Annotated in this window: 16 protein-coding genes and 1 tRNA gene; 4 read left to right on the top strand and 13 right to left on the bottom strand. The window is 62.3% G+C overall.

All coding sequences use genetic code 11. The annotated features are described in order from the left end of the window. The first annotated feature begins 95 nt into the window (after positions 1–95). A complete protein-coding gene (locus HMPREF3120_RS03245; protein WP_070450780.1) occupies positions 96–1403 on the top strand; it encodes a hypothetical protein in 1308 nt (435 codons plus the stop codon). Here HMPREF3120_RS03245 and HMPREF3120_RS03240 read toward each other — a convergent pair. Then, entirely contained in the window at positions 1387–2916 is a 1530-nt protein-coding gene (locus HMPREF3120_RS03240) for an N-6 DNA methylase (protein ID WP_070450778.1), read from the bottom strand. The genes HMPREF3120_RS03245 and HMPREF3120_RS03240 overlap by 17 nt on opposite strands. A gap of 67 nt (positions 2917–2983) precedes the next feature. Between HMPREF3120_RS03240 and HMPREF3120_RS03235 the strand changes: the two genes are divergently transcribed. Further along, positions 2984–3484 carry a ferritin gene (locus tag HMPREF3120_RS03235; protein WP_180952355.1) on the top strand — a complete coding sequence of 167 codons (501 nt, stop codon included), beginning with the start codon at positions 2984–2986 and terminating at the stop codon, positions 3482–3484. Between the two features lie 71 nt (positions 3485–3555). On the opposite strand, the gene HMPREF3120_RS03230 is transcribed toward HMPREF3120_RS03235, so the two are convergent. From HMPREF3120_RS03230 to gluQRS, 3 genes are all read right to left on the bottom strand, one after another. Further along, complete coding sequence (locus HMPREF3120_RS03230; RefSeq protein ID WP_070421596.1) at positions 3556–4113, bottom strand: LURP-one-related/scramblase family protein; 558 nt, start codon at positions 4111–4113, stop codon at positions 3556–3558. Positions 4114–4228: 115 nt separating this feature from the next. Then, complete coding sequence (locus HMPREF3120_RS03225; RefSeq protein ID WP_070450775.1) at positions 4229–6958, bottom strand: YPDG domain-containing protein; 2730 nt, start codon at positions 6956–6958, stop codon at positions 4229–4231. Positions 6959–7101: 143 nt separating this feature from the next. Continuing rightward, positions 7102–8025, bottom strand: coding sequence for a tRNA glutamyl-Q(34) synthetase GluQRS (gene gluQRS, locus HMPREF3120_RS03220; protein ID WP_070450783.1), 924 nt, complete (start codon positions 8023–8025; stop codon positions 7102–7104). Positions 8026–8044: 19 nt separating this feature from the next. Here gluQRS and HMPREF3120_RS03215 point away from each other — a divergent pair, with 19 nt between their 5' ends. Then, positions 8045–8701 (top strand): queuosine precursor transporter, encoded by a 657-nt coding sequence (locus HMPREF3120_RS03215; protein WP_070450773.1) that lies wholly within the window; start codon positions 8045–8047, stop codon positions 8699–8701. Here HMPREF3120_RS03215 and HMPREF3120_RS12510 read toward each other — a convergent pair. From HMPREF3120_RS12510 to HMPREF3120_RS03180, 9 genes are all read right to left on the bottom strand, one after another. Further along, complete coding sequence (locus tag HMPREF3120_RS12510) at positions 8637–9083, bottom strand: DUF3800 domain-containing protein (RefSeq protein WP_371441186.1); 447 nt, start codon at positions 9081–9083, stop codon at positions 8637–8639. The two genes, HMPREF3120_RS03215 and HMPREF3120_RS12510, sit on opposite strands and share 65 nt — an antisense overlap. Next, on the bottom strand, positions 9040–9363 hold the full coding sequence (locus tag HMPREF3120_RS11680) for a helix-turn-helix domain-containing protein (RefSeq protein WP_083279335.1): 324 nt from the start codon (positions 9361–9363) through the stop codon (positions 9040–9042). Before HMPREF3120_RS11680 ends, HMPREF3120_RS12510 begins: the two co-directional genes overlap by 44 nt. Before the next feature lie 77 nt (positions 9364–9440). Beyond that, a complete protein-coding gene (locus HMPREF3120_RS03210) occupies positions 9441–9866 on the bottom strand; it encodes a hypothetical protein (protein ID WP_141739354.1) in 426 nt (141 codons plus the stop codon). Between the two features lie 219 nt (positions 9867–10085). Then, positions 10086–11342: a tRNA guanosine(34) transglycosylase Tgt gene (tgt, locus tag HMPREF3120_RS03205; protein ID WP_070450769.1), complete on the bottom strand. Its 1257-nt coding sequence runs from the start codon at positions 11340–11342 to the stop codon at positions 10086–10088. After that, a complete protein-coding gene (locus tag HMPREF3120_RS03200) occupies positions 11339–13702 on the bottom strand; it encodes an MMPL family transporter (protein WP_070450767.1) in 2364 nt (787 codons plus the stop codon). The genes tgt and HMPREF3120_RS03200 overlap by 4 nt, the downstream gene beginning before the upstream one ends. Positions 13703–13760: 58 nt before the next feature. Then, a tRNA-Ser gene (locus HMPREF3120_RS03195) sits at positions 13761–13848 on the bottom strand. Positions 13849–13887: 39 nt separating this feature from the next. Then, positions 13888–14115: a CsbD family protein gene (locus tag HMPREF3120_RS03190; protein ID WP_070421601.1), complete on the bottom strand. Its 228-nt coding sequence runs from the start codon at positions 14113–14115 to the stop codon at positions 13888–13890. A gap of 76 nt (positions 14116–14191) precedes the next feature. After that, a complete protein-coding gene (locus HMPREF3120_RS03185; RefSeq protein WP_070450765.1) occupies positions 14192–14668 on the bottom strand; it encodes a nucleoside deaminase in 477 nt (158 codons plus the stop codon). Further along, positions 14655–15137 carry a tRNA adenosine deaminase-associated protein gene (locus tag HMPREF3120_RS03180; protein ID WP_070450763.1) on the bottom strand — a complete coding sequence of 161 codons (483 nt, stop codon included), beginning with the start codon at positions 15135–15137 and terminating at the stop codon, positions 14655–14657. Before HMPREF3120_RS03180 ends, HMPREF3120_RS03185 begins: the two co-directional genes overlap by 14 nt. Positions 15138–15187: 50 nt before the next feature. Between HMPREF3120_RS03180 and HMPREF3120_RS03175 the strand changes: the two genes are divergently transcribed. Further along, positions 15188–16192 carry a prephenate dehydrogenase gene (locus HMPREF3120_RS03175; RefSeq protein ID WP_070421604.1) on the top strand — a complete coding sequence of 335 codons (1005 nt, stop codon included), beginning with the start codon at positions 15188–15190 and terminating at the stop codon, positions 16190–16192. Positions 16193–16230 lie beyond the last annotated feature (38 nt).

The raw sequence follows: 16230 nt of genomic DNA, 5'->3' as shown, positions 1-16230 counted from the left end.
CCCTGTCAAATATGTCGTGACTTCAGACACCACATCCTCCGCAAAATGCACGCCCCGCGTTTCTGCGCGGGGCGTTTTTGCTACCGTTTTGTGCTGTGACCACAACTGCAAACACTGCGCTTGATCGACTCGCTGACCTGCTGGGTATCGGCCGTTATACGGTTGCGGATGCGGGCATGATCCCGCGCGCGATCGTCCTTGCGGCTGCCGAGGAACTTGACGTGCCGTACGAGGACGCGTGGACTGCGGAGGAGATCGCGGACAGCATCTTCGACAACTTCGCCCAGTACATCCTGGGTTCCGGTGTTGACGGTCGGGCGGCGACGCTGCTCGCAATTGTCGACGACCACTTCACCGCCCAGACGTCTCGCACCCGTGGGTCGGGGGTGTCGTCGTTTAGCAAGCTCTCGTCGGACGACTTCACCCCGGCGAAGAACAAGCTGGAGGCGGTCAACCGCATTAGCGCGCTGACGGGTTCGGGCCCGGAGACGCTCGGCCCGGGCTCAAAAGAGCGCAAGTCGGTGCTGGTGAACCTGGCGCGCGCTATCGATGCCGCCAACGCTCCAGAGGATGCGACGAAGATCGAGCTCGGGCGTTGGCTGGCACAGCAGTTGGGCGGAACGTGGGGGCCGCGCGACTACTCGTCGGGCTACACGATCACGCTCAACGGCCTGAATAACCTGCTGCACCTGGCCACGCGCCGGTTTACGGGCGTGGAGGATTTCGCCTCCCCGCTGCTGGAGGCCAACGCGCTCGTCGCTGGTGCTGCGGAGGCGCTCGGCCTGCGGGCGGACACCGATTGGGCGAGCCTGCCGTTCGATGGGCGCACGTGTGTGGAGGAGATGTTCGCGGCGCAGTACCGCAACCGGAACCAAACGGAATGGTTCGCCTGGTACACCGAGTTCAAAGTCCTGCCGTTTTACGCGGCGAAGTTCAAGGGCGGGCCGGCGACCATCGGCCACACGGAGTTCGACTATCAGGGCACCCGCACGTGGGATTTGAAGGTGCATTCCAGCGACGGCAAAGCGGACCGCACGCCGCTGAACGACCAGTACTCGGTGGATCTTGCCGCAGCACAGGACGGGGTCGGGTTCATCGTGGTCAACACGGTGCCGGATTACACCGACGAGGATGCGTTTTACCGCTGGCACATGGCCAAGCGTGGCAAGGTGGTCAAGGAACGCAAGCCGAACTCGCGCAAGCTCAAGGTCGCGCACACGGTGACCAGCATCGAGGCGTACTACTTCCCTGATACTGCATCTATTAGCGACGCCATCGCCCGCGGCATCATCAAAGTCTTCAACCAGGGCCGCCAACAGGACGGCTCGCCGCGCAAGCCGAAGTACGAGATGGACATGGCGCTCGCGCGCGGCACGGATTATTTGCTCACGGCACTTGCGTGAGGTCCTGCGCGTACGCCGCCGCCACGTCCACGTCACGCCCGAACACCACGCGGTTGAGCCGCTCCACAAGGGCAAAGGGGTGCTTGACGTTTTCGTTGACAATGCCGGCGTTGAGTTTGGTGACTAGGTTGTCGCGTTCGGAGGCGCGGATGTCGCTAATAAGCACAGGCTCGATGTCGGGCACCGGCACGGACATGAGCACGCGACGGGTGAGGCTTACGCCGCCGTCGTGCCAGCGCCACCACAAATACGGCGCGGACGAGTTCAGCGTCATCGCCGCGAGGTCCCGGTCGTGCGCGGTGGCGAAGTGCAGCACCTGCTTCGAACGCCGGCTCAACTCCCCGAACGCGGCGGAGATGTAGTAGCGCGGGGTGGTGGCTACGGTGAGCGAAAACTCGGTCGGGCCAGGCACGACGAGGTCGGCGATGGTGCGCTCCCACCCCTGCATCTGCCGCCAGATGTCCTGGTGGTCGGGGTGGATCTTCAGCCACTCCCCTCCCTGACCGACCTGCCGCGGCGCGAGCAGGTGCGGTGCCTTAGCCAGCATGGCTGCCCGCGATGCTGCACGCCATCGCAAGATCGGCGTGATCCGCCACGAGTCCTCGTCCGGCGGGCACACGGTCACGGCGGCGCGCACGAAGTTGGTTTTCGACGTGTTCGACGAGCCGAACTTGTAGCCGCGGAACAGGGTGTCGGGGACGTTGTCGAAGACGGTGATGTCGCCGCCGGTGAGGTGGTCGTCGATTAGCAATCGCAGCCCTGCGAACTTCGGTGCGCCCAGGTAGGAGGCGGGCGTGACCGCGATGAAGCCGCGGCTGGTGGTGGCGACACGCTCCATGAAATACGCGAACAGGTCGCGGGTGGCGGCGGTGGCGAACGTGTCGTCGCGCGCGGTGGAGGCGTACGGCGGGTTCATGATGACGAAGTCGTGGGCGGGGATGTCGTCGTGAAGAAAATCGGCCACCACACAACGCGCGGCGAGCGCTTCAAAGCCTGCGGTGTCGCCCGGCGCGAGGAAGTGCGACAGCAGCACCACCGCGGTGCGCAGCGCGACTGGGTCGATGTCCACCAGAATCAACTGCTTTGCGACGAAGCCCCCCACATCCCCATCAACCTTCCGCGCAAGATGCCACGCGAGCACCCCAGTGCCGCAGCACGGGTCCACCCACGTGCCCTCCGGGAAACGGTTGACGTGCTGGGCCATGAACGCGGCGGCGTCGTCGGGCGTGAAGTACTGGCCCGCATCCTTGCGCGCCTTACTGTCGCTGAGCGCCAGGAACGCCTCGTAACAAACCGCGATCTCCCCGATGGTCATGTTTTCGAACACATCTTCTGCCAGCGGCTCGACCCCCAGGTAGGATTCCACCACCGGCGCAAGGTCGGGCCGCAACGCGTTCGAGTGCGCCGCGATCCCCCGCAGCCATGCCTGTTGGCCTGCGATTTCGGGGTGCGCGCGCAGGCGGTTCAGCGTGGCGGTGACACGCTTTGCGGAGAAGTTCGATCCCTGGGGCACGGTGCCCGAGCTTATAGCTCTTTTACTCTTCCGCTCCAATCTGGGCTGCTGTATACTCGCGTGCATGATCGACGCAAAGCTTTACGAAGCAATCAACCAGCAAGTCACCGAAGAGTACGGTGCCGCCTACATCTACCGCTACCTGGCCAACGAGATGGACGCCCTGTCCTTCCCGGGCCTGAGCGAGTGGTTCGCCGCGCAGGCATCTGAGGAGTGCGACCACGCGCAGAAGTTCGCCCAGCACCTCATTGACCGTGGCGAGCATGTCAAGCCGCACAACATTGAGATCGACGCGCCTGAGATCAAGACCCCGCTCGACGCGTTTGAGGCTGCTCTTGCGCACGAGAAGAAGGTTTCGGAGCAGATCCGCCAGATCACCCGCCTGGCCGATGAGGTCGGCGACCTCGAGTCCCGCCCGCTGCTCAACTGGTTCCTGGAGGAGCAGATTGAGGAAGAGTCGACCGTGAGCGAGATCGTCGACCAGCTCAAGCTTGTTGGCAAGGACGGCTCGGGCCTGTTGCGTATCGACGCCCGCCTGGCCGGCCGCTCCACCGACTCCGACGCGTAACCCACCCCCGGATTTCGCGTTCAGCCCCCGTCACGTGCGGGGGCTTTGTTTGTGTCTAGCGCTGTTTGTGTCTAGCTGGATTGTTGGCGGCGCTTGACCCGCCACATGTCGATCGCGATGACCACACCGAGGATCGCAGCGTGCTGGCGTTCGCTCAGCTCCGGCTCGAACTGCACCCGGTAGTCCGACTTGCCGGTCAGTTCGCGCCCGAAGCCTTTGTACTCCGCGACCACGTGCGCGATCGGGCGGCCCTGCGATGTGAGCGTGTAGTTACGGTTGAACACCTTGCCTTCGACTTGCACCTCGGGAAACCCTGCGATGTCGAGGTCGAATTTTGAGCCCATGAGCTTGAACCGCGATGTCAGCCGCGCCAGCTCCATCGCGGGCGTGACTAGACGCACGGTGTAGCTGTCGCGGATGAGGTCGATCGGGTCTTCGATGCTGATAAGGTGCGTGCCGCCTGCGTCGAACACGTCGACTTGGCGCGAGGCCCGGCTCAGCACGTCCTTCATGTTGAGCTTCGTTTGCCGTGCCGTGCCAAGCGGTTGCCCGGTGGGGGCTTCGATCGCGAACTCGTTGCGGCCGAAGATTTTGGTTTGCCGGATAATGACTTCGTTTTCCCGCAGCATGGTGTAAATCGTAATCCCGCCGCGCTGCGCGTGCCGGGCAGAAATGCGTAAAAGGCTGACGCCAGTTCCGAGTGCGGACTGGCATCAGCCTTTTACGGTGTTCGGAAGAGAAGGGTTAGGCGGTTTCCTCGGTCTCCTTACCGTCGCTCTTGTCCTCGCCCTTGTCTTCGCCCTTGTCGGAGGAACCCTTCGCGTCTGACTTGGAGCTCTGGGCCCACTCCGGCAGTTCGCCGTCCTTGCACAGGGCGGCGAGGATGCCAATGCCTGCTGCCAGACCAGCCAGGGACAAACCGATGGCTGCTGCCTGGGTGACCTCCGGGCCGAACTGCTGCTGCAGACGGCCAGCCTCAACCTGGATCTGACGCATCCACTCCGGCTGCGGGCGACGGTTGGTCTCGCCGCCGAGGCCGAACTGCTCGAGCGGATTCGGGATGTTCATTTTCTCCGACACGTTCGCTGCTGCCTTGCCCAGCTCGGCGCCGAGCGGGCCGGCCAGCGGTGCACCGATGGCGATCAGCAGGCCGAGCGGAACCAGCCACAGCAGCGGGTTGTTCTCGGACGACATGCTGTCGAAGCACTTCTTGATGTTCTCCGAGGAGCCCTGGTCAGACACCAGGTTCTGCGACTGCTTCTGGCCCGGGTCGTTCGGGATGGAACCGTTGTCCGTCTTGACCGGGATCTCGACGATCGTGGTCTTGCCGTCCGGCGTCTTCACTTCCACCGGGATGGTGATGTTGGTGCCCGGCTTCACGTCGGCTGGCGGGGTGATGGTCAGGTTGCCCGTGCTTGGGTTGACCTCGACCTTCCAACCCTCCGGGATCTTCGGGTTGTCCGGGATCTTCCATTCGCCCGAACCGTTCGGCGGCGGAACCTCCGTCTTTTGGCCCGGGTAGACAACGATCACGGTGGTGGTGTTGTTGTCGCCTGGGGTGGTGTTGTCGGTGCCGTTGCCCGGCTGGGTCTCCGGGACCTTCACCGTGACCTTTGCCGGCACGACGTCGGTCTTGCCGCTCGGGTAGGTGACGGTGACGTTGATGATCTTCTCGTCGCCATCCTTCGCGGTCTTTGGCACGGTGACCGTGATGTCGCCAGTCTTGGCGTCGATCTGCGGGTTCCACTCCTCAAGATCCTGACCCGGGGTGATCTCGTAGGTGGAACCACCCGGCACGTCGTCCTTCTTCGGCTTCAAGGTGGCGTTCTGGCCCGGGGTCTTCTCTACCTCCGGGTACTCCGGGGCACCGTGGACGATGACCTTCGCCGGAACGTTCTTACCCACAGAACCGTCCGGGTAGGTCACGTCGACCAGGATCGTCTTCACGTCGCCAGGCTTTGCGGAGCCCGGAATGGTGACGGTGATGGTGCCGGTTGTCGGATCAACCTTCGGCGCCCAATCACCCAGGTCCTGGCCCGGGGTGATGGTGAAGGTGGAGCCCTCCGGCAGGTTCTTGTTGTTCTGCTCGAGGCTGACCTCCACCCCGACCTTGCCATAGGTCTCGCCGTAGCCCGGGGTGTTCAGGTTTGCGTCGGTGTCGCGCACCGTCACCACCGTGTCGATGGTGTCCTTGGAGCCGTCGGCGTAGGTGACGTCCACGGTGAACGTGGCGGTATCGCCGTGCTTCGCGCCCTTCGGGGCGGTGACCTTCAGCGTGCCGTCCTTGGCTGGTTCAGCGGTCCAGCCTTCCGGTGCGTCGACGACGGTGTAGGTGGCGTCGACGGCGGTGCCGCGGACGTCGCCAGGCTGTGCCTTCAACGCGACATCAACGGAGCCACCCGGCTTGACCGTGTTCGGCGTGTTGTAGGCGGGAGCAAACTTGGCAACGGGGACGGAACCGGTGAACTTCGGCGTGTCCTGATCAACAACGCCGTCCTCGGTTGCAACGCGCAGTACCTGTGGGTTCTTGTAGGCGTCGAAATCCTCGTCCTTGGTGGTCTCGCGAGGGTTCGCGATGATCTCCACGTCAACCTTCGCCGCCTTGTCGTCATCAACCGAACCGGTCGCGCCCTTGGGGAGGGTGACGTAGACCTTGCCGGTGTCGTCGACACGCACCTTGGCACCCTCGATCTTCTTGCCAGCGATGGAAACGTTGCCGGTCAAACGTTGGTAGTCGTTCTCCGCATTGGCCACCGTGATGCCGGTGTCGTACTCGTTGCCGTCCGCGATGATCGCCTGGGACTGCTGCTCAGAAGCAACAATTGGCGCGCAGTCATCGGTCTCAAATACCCACGGGGCGACTTCAATCTGCACAGTTGGGCTGACGCGGGTCTTCTCAGCCGCCAAGATCGTCGGATTATTGACCCTCCAGGCCCACGTCTGCGCCTGCTGATTGCTGTCCACAGCCAGCTTCACAACGGCCGTGCGCTTCTGATCACGCTTCAGCGAAAACGACTCCTGATCAATCAGCGCAACCTCGTTGACATCAAGCATCTCAACGGGCTCATTGCCCTTGCGCTTGATCTCAACGGAGCCCTTCTTCAGAGCTTCAAGCTTGTAGGAGTGGGTTGCATCCTGCGTACCTACGTTTTCAACAACGATGAACGCCGTGCCGGATTGAAACACCCGCTCACTGTCAGCGCTTACGCTCACCCACGGCACGAAAGCGTTGTCTACCTCGTCGAGGCCAACACCCACGCTGACCCCGTTTTGGGTTGTCTTCAGCGCCACGCCAGGGTTCACCGTGGTGATGTTCTGATCCAGCACAACAGCACATGCGCCCTGCTGTGGGTTCGCGGTCCGACCCGGAGGGCTTGTGAATTCTTCTGGCAGCGCGGTTGCTTGCGGGGCGACAACAGCCGAAGCGCCGAGGGCAAGCGCAACGGTGCTCGCAGCAATCTTCTTCGAAATCATGAAGTCTCCTTAGAGGTTCGTTGCCCAGTGGTGCGTCCCCAAACGCAGCCACGTGACCTTCCTCCAAATATGAGTGAGCTTCAGACCGACCGCAAGAGTTTTAACATATAAAAAACAGGTTATACTTCACTAAAACACAGCAATTACAAAGATTCCCACGTCCATGGGTCGCGCGACAGTTGTGACGGCTCGAACACATCCAACAAACCATTCACGCTATCTACCTGGCCATATCCGAGCGACCCGGCAATATCACGCACAATGTCGGACTGACGTTTATCGGCCAACATCTCCCGCAAGGTGACAGCACCATCGCGCTTTGCTAATCGACGACCCCCTGGCCCCACCACAAGCGGAACGTGAATATAAAAAGGCGTCACGAGAGAAAGTTGATCAGCCAAATACGCTTGTGCCGGGGCAGAAAACAACAAATCTTCGCCGCGCACAACCTGATCCACCCCCTGAAAACCGTCGTCCACAACGACCGCCAAGTTGTACGCCCAATCCCCCGCCTGTGCCTGATCCACACGCCCGCCGCGCTTCAAAATCACATCATCAACCGGCCCCGTGTAGGCACCGTGGTAGAAATCCTCAACCGTCCACTCACGCACGTGGGCCCGCAGACGGATTGCGGGGAGGCGGCCCTCGTCGGCGAGGTCGCGTCGTCGTAAAGCACGCTGCTCCTCCGTGAGATCACGACACGTCCCCGGATACATCCCCGGCTGCGCATGCGGCGCCGACGCCGCCTCCCGGATATCCCGGCGCGTGCAATAACACTCATACGTATCCAGGCGAGCCAGCGCATCTGCATACGCGTCCCCGCGATCGTGCTGGTAGAGCACCGGAGGATCGAAGTCGAGGCCGAGCGCCTCCAAGTCCTCAATCTGGCGCAGCGCCGACTCCGCGGATGAACGCTCCGAATCAATATCCTCCACACGCAAAAAGAACTTCCGGCCGCTTTGGCGAGCAAACAGCCACGCCAGCACCGCCGTACGCAAATTGCCAAAGTGGAGATCGCCGCTCGGACTCGGCGCATAGCGACCAGCAGGACCTTGGAAAACAGCCATATGTGCAATGATATTGCGCATGTCACCGCGCGTATCCCGCTCCCCATACCCGTACCTGCTCGCCGTGTTCTGCGCGGTGTTTCTCATCTCGAACATCACGGCACAAAAAGGCGTGGTCATCGGGCCGCTGGTCACCGACGGGGCCTTCTTCCTCTTCCCCATCTCCTATGTCATCGGCGACGTCATCGCCGAAGTCTACGGGTTCAAAGCCGCACGCCGCGCCGTGTTCACCGGCTTTTTCATCGCGGTGCTTGCCGTGGTGACGTTCTACATCGCCATCTGGCTGCCCGCGGCGGACTTCTACGACATGCAAGACACCTTCGCCGCAGTCCTGGGCTTGTTGCCGCGCATCGTCGCGGCCTCGCTCGCCGGCTACGTAGTGGGTCAACTACTCAACGCGTGGGTACTGCAGAAGATGAAGGACCGCTTCGGCACCGACCGCCTCTGGGCGCGCCTGATCGGCTCCACCATTGTCGGCGAATTCGCGGACACGCTGCTGTTCTGCACCATCGCCGCGAGCGTGATCGGCGTCGATTCCGCGAGCACGTTTATCAACTACGTCGTTGTTGGGTTCCTGTGGAAGACCCTCATGGAGGTCGTGCTGCTGCCGATCACCTATCCGACGATCGCAGCCGTGCGCCGCGCCGAACATCGCATTGCCGAGGAGAGCGCGTAGCCCACAGGTCTACCGCGTAACCGCTTGCACGCAGTGTTCCGAAACCTGTACTGTTGCTGATGCAGACCCCCTCCACACGTGTGGACCAAGGGGGTCTAGCTGTTTCTAATCTAACTCGCGTGGCCCCCCTGGAAGGATCACGTGGAGCGAGGTACTTGCTGTACCAATTGTGGGCGAACTTGTGTTTGGGCACTTTCATTAACGACGAATTCGCACTCCACGCAACGTGATCTGCCATCTGAACGAGTTGGGACGCCCTGGAGTCCAGGAAGATGGGATCCTCAATAACATGCCGAGTTGTCCTTGGGAGTTCACGATGTGCTCGGCGAAAGTTTTTCTCAGTTCCGTCCCTTACGAGCCGGTGTGAAGGCCAAGCGCAAATCCAGCGCAGCTAGAACCTTAAGCAGCGTTTCTACCGTCGGATTCCCAACTCCATTTTCTATGCGACTCAGTTCAGCCTGTTGAATTCCGGCAGCATCAGCAACAGATTGCTGAGTTGCGCCGCGATCATGCCGGGCCGACGCAAGTGCAGCACCTACCGCTTTACGCTCTGCAAGTTCCGCAGCAAACGCTCGCGTTGCCGCATCACGAATTACCTCGGCTGCTGGCGATTCCGATTCTCGATATGGCTGGATGAAGTCTTCAAACTTTGTAGTGGCCATTTGTTCACCCCCACGCTCCGCTTAATAGGTAACCAGCAGCAAGTTTATGTGTTTAACCCCATAACAGCAAGGCGTATTTACTCTCTTTTCCAGGCAGACAAAACGGAGCGCGCTGCACGAATTTCCTTCTGCTCCTGCTTTCGACTTGGATCGCGCAACTTGTTGTATCCACCGAGCAACAAAACGATTCGCTGACCATAGAAAGTGCAATAGACACGAATTAGCACCCGTTTCCGCCTCCACCGCTTTGGAACTTCGCCAACTCTTTCCGCTGCACCAAATTCGCGCAAGATCGTCTCGATGTCACGTCGTATTCGTAGTTCGAAAAGACCCTGCCCTAAATTCTTTCCCCACTCGCTGGCACAGATATCGATGCCCAACGGTGCGAGCACATGCTCAATCGCCACCTCTACGACAGTGCGCTCTGCTTCATCCAACCGACTGTAGAAACGAGCAAAATTCCCACCGTCAAAAACCTCAATACTCCAAGTTGGTTCAGCCAAACTATCCCCCATTCCCCAATGCGATTCACTTTAGCCGGATGCGGCTCGAAGTTTCCCCAAAATCGCTCCAACCCTAGACCCGCAAATCACAGCTTAGGGGCAAACCCGAACTCACCCTGCTTGCTAGATCGAGCACATGAGTGCCCCAGAGGGCGTCTAACAGGACATCGGGTCGAGTTCGGGTTTGCTCCTAAGCTGGCTGCGCGACTACATAGTCCCCTACTTCCCGGCGTAGTAGCGGCCGAGGAACTCGTCGCGGTAGGCCTCGTAATCGCCGGCGTCGATGGCAAGGCGGATGTTGCCCACGAGGCGGATCATGAACTCCAGGTTGTGGATCGTGCACAGCGTGCCCGCCAGGAACTCCTTCGCCTTGAGCAGGTGGTGGATGTAGGCGCGAGAGTAGTTTTCGGAGACGTAGCCGCCGAACTCCTCGTCCACCCCGGAGAAGTCCCGCTTGAATCGGGCGCCGGCAAGGTTCATGCGGCCGTCCAGGGTGTACACGCCGCCGCGGCGGCCGAGGCGCGTCGGGGCAACGCAGTCGAAGGTGTCGACGCCAGCTTCGACGGCGGTGAAGATGTCGTCCGGCTCCGAAATGCCCAGCAGGTGGCGCGGCATGTCGACAGGCAGCTCGTCGGTGACCCAGCCGACGATCGTGCCCAGATTTTCCTTCTCCAAGGCGCCACCGATGCCGAAGCCACCGAAGCCACGGCGGCCCTCGTCGAGCGCCTCACGGTGAAGATCCAACAAGCCGTGCACGGCCTGGCGGCGCAGGTCCTCGTACTGCGCGCCCTGCACCACGCCCCACAGGGACTGCAGCGGCTTGTCGGCGCGAACCTTGGTCAACCGGTCGTGCTCGATGAGGCAACGCCGCGCCCAACGACGGGTGCGCTCGACGGAATGCTCCTGGTAGGCGCGGGTATCTACAAGCGTGGTCAGTTCGTCGAAGGCAAACATGATGTCGGCGCCCAGCTGGTGCTGGATCTGCATCGACACTTCAGGGGTGAAGCGGTGGGAGGAGCCGTCGATGACGGATTTGAAGTCGACGCCGTCGTCGTCGACACGCGCCATGCGATCCTTGTTCGCCGCACGGATGTCGCCCTCGGTCAGGCCCGCGGTGTCCATGGCGAGGACCTTTTTAAAGCCGACGCCGAGGCTCATCACCTGGAAGCCGCCGGAGTCGGTGTAAGTGGGGCCATGCCAGTTTTCGAAGGCGGCGACGCCGCCGGCCTCGTCGACAATGTCAGGCCCTGGTTGCAGGTAGAGGTGGTAGGCGTTGGAGAGGATCGCTTGCGCACCGGTGGAGCGGATCTGCTCGGGCGTGAGCGTTTTCACCGTCGCCTTGGTGGCCACGGGGATGAACGCAGGGGTCTGAATGGAACCGTGCGGGGTGTGGATCACGCCGGTGCGCCCGTGCCGACCCGGCGAGGGCTCCAACTGGGTGCCGACCTCGAAGGTGGTGTCCGTCTGCTGCGTCATGCGTGTTCCTTTTCTAGTTCGGTGCCCTCAACGTCGACCTCGGGGAGGAGTTTGTCCAGCCATTTTGGCATCCACCACGAGGCGCGGCCGAGGAGGAACATGGTGGCGGGGACGAGGGCCATGCGGATGAAGAAGGCGTCGAAAAGTACTGCGACGCCGAGTGCGAAGCCGAAGATTTGGATGAACGGCAACGGTTGGTCCAAGAAGGCGATGAAGACGGCGATCATGATGATCGCGGCGGCGGTGACCACGCGCGCGCCTTGCCTGAAGCCTTGCACGGTGGATTCGTGCACGGCGCGCAGCCGGTCGCCGTCGCCATTGCGCAAGTAGGCCTCGCGCATGCGAGTAACCAGGAAGACTTGGTAGTCCATGGCCAGGCCGAAGGTGACGCCGATGAGGAAGATCGGCAGGAAGGACAGGATCGGGGTCGGCGTGTTCACCAAACCCCAGAGGCCTTCTTGGAAGAACAGCACGGTCACGCCGAAGGCGGCGCCGACGGATAGCAGGAAGCCAAGGCCTGCCACGAGCGGCACCATGATGGAGCGGAACACGATAACGAGCAGCACGATCGCCAGCCCCACCACGATGGACAGGTACAGCGGCATGGCCTTTGAGAGTTCTTCGGTGATGTCCATTTGGACGGCGGTCAGGCCGGTCAGGCCAACGTCGATACCCGTGGCGTCTTCCACCTGGCTGATGGCCTCGCGCACTCCGTGGGCGATTTGCAAGGTGCGTTCCTCTTCCGGACCACCGGTTGGGGTGGCGAGGATCTGGGCGGCTGTGAGGTCGTCGTTAGCTGCGATGAGCTGCGCGTGCTCGATGCCGTTGACGGAGCCGATCTCACCCATGGTGTAGATGAAGGACGCGAGCGCTGCCTTCTGGGCGTCGCCGCCTGCCTCATCCGGGATGGCTGACATGTACGGCTGGAGAATCTCCGAGTTGGGGTTGACGCTGTGTGCATCAACCACCAGCAGCAGTGGGGCGTTCACGCCGGGGCCGAAGCCTTCCGCCATGAGGTCTGCGGACTTGCGTTGGGTGGTGTCGTAGTTGGAGGTGCTGTCGGACGGCAGCGACATCTCCAAGCCAAGCACCGGGGTGGACAGCGCACCGAGCCCCAGCACGACCACTGCCATAACAAGGCCCGGCACCTTTTCGACGAAGCGCACCCACCGCCTACCCATCGAATTCTCATCGAGGTCCTTCGCCGGACGCTTACCCGGACCCGGATTACCGGCCAGACCGGGAATCTTGCCCGCGAAGGTCTTCGAGCCGAACGCGCCAAGCAACGCCGGTACAAGCGTCAGCGCGACGAGCACCGCGATGAACACGGTGACGGCGGCGGCAAGGCCCATCCAGGTGAGGAACTCGATCTGCGCCAGTGCCAGGGCGACCAGCGCGGTAAAGACCGTGGCACCGGCGAACACCACCGAGGAACCCGCGGTGCCGACAGCCATTCCGGCCGCCTCATCCGGCGGGAGGTGGCGTGCCTCCTGGCGGTAGCGCGACAGGATGAACAGGGCGTAGTCGATGCCCACGGCCAGGCCGATCATGACGGCAAGGACCGGAGTGACGTCGTTGAGTTCCACCCAGTGGGTGGTCAGCAGCAACAGCAGCGCGCCGATGCCCACGCCGACCACGGCGGAGATGATCGGGATCACCGAAGCAGCAAGCGAACCGAAGGTGACCACGAGCACCAAAAACGCCACGGCCAGGCCGACCATCTCAGAGGTGGTCTTAATGGCAATCGGCTCGCCGAAACCAGCGCCGCCGGCCTCCACCTGAAGGCCCGCGTCCCGACCGATTTTCATGGCCTCGTTCACCACGTCGCGGTCCGCTTGGTCAACGGACATCGACGACTCAGCGTCGAACTCGAAGGTGGTGTAGGCGATGCGGGCGTCGTCGCTAAGCATGCGCAACTGATACGCATCCGCTTCCGCGCGCTCTCGCGGCATGCCCATCTCAGTCATCTGGCCAATGATCATGCGCTGCAACTCGCCGTTGACCGTCACTGGATTGCCGAAGCGCTCCCCCTCCACCCCGAGGTGGTCGCGGATATAGCCGACGGTCGCATCCATCGCCGCCATATGCTCGGGCGTATCCAGGCGCTGACCCTCAGGCGCGGCGAACACCAAGTTCACGCCAGGGGCTGTGGCCACATTGCCGGCATCGGGGAAGTTTTTCTCCATGTCGCGCAGCGCGTCGATAGCCGGTGTGCCCTCGATTGCGAACTCGGAGGTAAACGGCTTCATCAACGAAAACGCGCCGCCCGCAGTCGCACCGAACAGCAGCAGCCACGCCACAATCACCCGCCATTTGTGCAGGTAGGACCAACGTCCGAGGTTGTACAGCAGTTTCGCCACGTCAAAGGGTTCCTTCTGTGATACGGAAAAAGCCCCCGTTGCCGGGGGCTTTAACACTTGGCGGTAGCGGCGGGATTTGAACCCGCGGTGGTTTTACCCACACTCGCTTTCGAGGCGAGTACCTTCGGCCGCTCGGACACGCTACCGCCGACTAGATTAACGGCAGCGCCGCCAAGAAACCAAATTTAGCGGTCAGCTTCGTCGCGGACCTCGTCCGCCTTGTCCTCAACCTTGGCTGCGACCTCGTTGGCCTTGTCCTTAATAGCGTCGCCCGCCTCGGAGAGCTTCTCCTTAGCGCTGCCGATCAGCTGATCGGCCTTGCCCTCGTTCTGGAGCTTCTCGTTATCGGTAAGGTCGCCAGCCGCTTCCTTAGCCTGGCCCTTGATCTGATCAAGCTTGTCATCCAAACCCATGATGTTCTCCTTTATTCGTTGAAATTCGGTGCAGTCGCCCAGTGTAGGGACAAACCCGAACACTTTGGGTAACGATTCAATTACTCCTCAGCTCTTCAAAGAAATCACTCAGTAACCTGGCAGTTTCTTCCTCCAGCACGCCGGCGCGCACCTCAGGGACATGCAGATGCCGCGGGTCTCGGATGGCATCCAGCACCGAACCCACCGCACCCGTCTTCGGCTCCCATGCGCCAAAAATTAACGACGACACCCTCGCCCCCAGAATCGCCCCCGCACACATCGTGCAGGGCTCCAGCGTGACAACGAGCTCACACCCATCCAGCCTCCACCTCCCCAACGCCTCGCACGCCTGCCGGATGGCCTCCACCTCCGCATGCGCGGTCGGATCGTTGTTCGCCTCCCGGCGGTTCACCCCCACCCCAAGGACCTCGCCCTCCGGGGAGAACACCACAGCCCCCACCGGTACATCGCCAGGCGGGGTCATGCGGGCAACCTCGATCGCCTCCCGCATCCGTTCTTCAGCCCGGCGGGCAGGTTTGCTAATCGACGGCATCAGCAAGCTCGTCGCCAAAACCCAACTCGTCGGCGATGGTGTGGGCGAGATCGGCCGGGTCGGCGTCGTCGTCAAGCAAAATGCTCAACTGCTCCTCGGACAACCCCAGGTCCGCGAGGATGGCAAAATCACCATCAGCCCAGCCGTCGACGTTGTCCAGCTCATCCGGGTCGATGTCGGGGATGTCCACGTCGGCCTCATCCAGGATGTCAGCCGCGAAATCATCATCCACCGCCATCGTCGCGTCCGAAATCAACACACGCACCTTCGACGGGCCCGGACGCACCACAACCAAATAGTCGTCCTCCACATTAAGCAGCGCAAACGCCGCGCCCTCGCTGCGCAAACCGCGCACAGCGTCAATGGAGGTGGAAAGGTCCGTGAAATCGTCGCGGAACTCGCGCACCTGCCACGAACCCCCAACCTGAGCGACGGTGACGGCAAACCCGTCCGTGAAGTCGTGACTCATGGGACGAAAGCGTAGTCCGCGCGGGCCAAAGTGTCACTAGACTTAACGCGGTGACTACCTACCAACTGCCCCCCATCTGCATTCTCGGCCTCGGCCTGATCGGCGGGTCGCTCATGCGCGACCTGACCATCTCTAACGAACGCGTCTTCGGCTACACCATGCACGGGGCACGCGCAGCACAACGGGACGGCTTCGATGTCTCCGACAACATGGAAGAAGTGCTGCGCCGCGCAGAGGCCGACAACGCGCTCATCGTGGTCGCGGTGCCGATGGCGGCAGTTGCGTCCGTACTGGACCAGGTAGCTTCGTTCGCCCCGACGTGCGATATCACCGACGTGGTGTCCGTCAAAGAGCGCGTGTACGACCTCATCGTCGAGCGCGACATGCAGGGCCGCTACGTCGGCGGCCACCCCATGGCGGGCACCGAGTTTTCCGGCTGGAGCGCCTCCCACGAGGGCCTGTTCGAGGGCGCCGCGTGGGCCGTAACGTACGACTACGCGCGCGAAGGCCTTGCCGACGACCACTGGGCCGCCCTATTCACCACCGTCTGCCGGCTCGCATCCGTCGTCGGTGCGGAGGCGGTCCCCGTGCGCGTATCGCTTCACGACGAATCCGTCGCCCGCGTCTCCCACCTCCCCCACGTCATCGCTGAAGCCCTGTCGTTGGTCGGCGACCGGGGCGGAACGCTCTCGCAGTCCCTGTCCGCCGGGTCCTTTAGAGGCGCGACCCGGGTAGCTAGTACGGAACCCGAACTCGTGCGCAACATGTGCGAAACCAACGCCGACTCGCTCGTGCCTGTGCTCGACGAGTTCATCGAACTCCTCCAAGCCGCACGCGCTTCCCTTGCGGACGATCCGGCGTCCATGAAGCAGCTAGCCGAATCTGGCAACCGCGCCTACCTGCGCATGGCCGCCCGCAAAGGCGCCCGCCGCGAGTCCGTCTCCCCCGTGAAGATTTCTTCCCGCCCCGTCATGCGCGTCCACCCTGGCGCACCGGGCTGGGTCCGCCAACTCGAGCAGGTGGAGTCCCTCGGCGGACGCGTCGAGGTGTTCTAGGTTTTGTTTTTGGGGGGTTGGGGGTTTGGGGGTTTGGG

The sequence above is a fragment of the Corynebacterium sp. HMSC11D10 genome, from assembly GCF_001806995.1.
Lineage (GTDB): Bacteria > Actinomycetota > Actinomycetes > Mycobacteriales > Mycobacteriaceae > Corynebacterium > Corynebacterium coyleae.
Note: the sequence above shows the minus strand (reverse complement) of the source record. Positions and strands in the feature narration are given on the sequence as shown.